Genomic DNA, 1716 nt, shown 5'->3' with positions numbered 1-1716 from the left:
GAGTTCAATCGCGTGGCCCGCGCGTTCTTCGCGGGTCGCTGAACACGATGAGCGACTCTCTTCATCTCGGAATCGCCCAGCGCCTGCGTGCGGCCTACCGTACCGGCGAGCCTGTGGCGCCAATTCGCGACTTGCTCGGCCCCGGTGATGTTGCTGCCGCTTACGCGATCCAGGAACTGAATACCGAAAGTTGGCTGGGCACCGGTCGCCGTCTGGTTGGCCGCAAGATCGGCCTGACCTCGGTCGCCGTGCAGAAGCAGCTTGGCGTCGATCAGCCGGACTTCGGCATGCTGTTCGCCGACATGGCGGTCTGCGATGGCGAACCGGTGGCACCGGGCAGGGTGCTGCAGGCCAAGGTCGAGGCCGAGATCGCCTTCGTGCTTGAACGTGATCTGACGGTCGAGCAAGCCACGGTCGCCGATCTGATGCGCTCGATCGCCTACGCGACTGCCGCCATCGAGATCGTCGGCAGCCGCATCGCCAACTGGGATATCCGCCTGGTCGATACCGTGGCCGACAACGCATCGAGCGGCCTGTTCGTGCTCGGCAATACGCCGTATCGGCTGGCTGGGCTCGATCTGCGTGTCTGCACCATGCAGATGACGCGTGGCGAGGAGACTGTATCGACCGGCGTCGGCCATGCCTGTCTCGGCCATCCGTTGAATGCCGCCTTGTGGCTGGCGCGGAAGATGGTCGAAGTCGGCCGGCCGCTGCAGGCCGGCGACATCATCCTGTCCGGTGCGCTCGGACCGATGGTGGCTGCCAAGTCCGGCGAAACATTCGAGGCTCAGATCGATGGGCTTGGTTCGGTGAGAGCCGCCTTCGCGTAGGGCGGCCCGTGGCCGCCGTGGTTCAAGGCATGGACGGTGCCGGCGGCCACGGGCCGCCCTACGGATCGCGGTGGCTTATTGCTCGGTCCCCAGCTTCGAGCGATTGAACAGCAGCGCCCCCAGCTTGGCCGCGGCGTCTTCGCTGCAAGGCACCGCCAATCGCGGCACGGCTTTCCACAGTGCTCCGGTGGTGATCACATCTGCCCAGCGGGTGCGCGCCACGCAGACTGCCCCGGTCGGTGACCAGCCGGCTTCGAAGCCGAAGCTTGGGTCGGCTTTCGATTCGGACGACTGGATGCCGATGCGGTCATAGACGTCGATGTTGGTGCCGTTCTTGGTATGCGGTTCGCCGTCGCCGGCGTAGTCCGCGCGCACCATGTGTACGCAGGCGGCGTGATACGGCGTCAGGTCTTCACCTTTGGGGCCGAGCGCCCAGGGCTTGTAGCCGAAGCGGATGCACTTGCCGACCGCACCTGAAGCACAGGTCAGCGTGATCGCACCCTCGCGGCCGGGGTGATGCTCCGGCAGGCTGATCGGAAAGCCCCAGGTCTCGCCGTAGAAGTTTGGCTGGCAGGCTGGCTGCCACTCGCCCTTGTCGTTCTGCACCTGGAACTCGTGACGCAGGATGTCCGGGTCCTGCGGGTCCGGCTTGATCGAGGCGAGCTTGATCGACGCCAGCTTGCCGCCCTCGATGCCCATGTGCACGACCGCACCCTGCAGCTGCTGGCCCTTGAGCACGCGGCCGTCGGCCAGCTTCAGCACGAAGGCGGTGTGTTCGGCAGTCATGTCCGGCGCGGCGACTGTTTGAGGTACTGCCGCCTGCAGGGCGAGGGGCAGTAGCAGGAACACACCGTAAAGCAATGCCTTGGCATTCATGTGGCGTCGT

Annotated in this window: 2 protein-coding genes; one reads left to right on the top strand and one right to left on the bottom strand. The window is 65.7% G+C overall.

The annotated features are described in order from the left end of the window. Positions 1-47: 47 nt before the first annotated feature. Entirely contained in the window at positions 48-830 is a 783-nt protein-coding gene (mhpD, locus tag QZY06_RS05475; RefSeq protein WP_295681302.1) for a 2-keto-4-pentenoate hydratase, read from the top strand. Positions 831-905: 75 nt separating this feature from the next. Here the strand turns inward: mhpD and QZY06_RS05470 are convergent. Next, on the bottom strand, positions 906-1716 hold an 811-nt coding region (locus tag QZY06_RS05470; protein ID WP_295681300.1), incomplete at its 5' end, for an ADYC domain-containing protein.

The organism is uncultured Nevskia sp. (assembly GCF_903885465.1).
Taxonomy (GTDB): domain Bacteria; phylum Pseudomonadota; class Gammaproteobacteria; order Nevskiales; family Nevskiaceae; genus Nevskia.
This window is presented reverse-complemented; position numbering and strand designations above follow the sequence as displayed.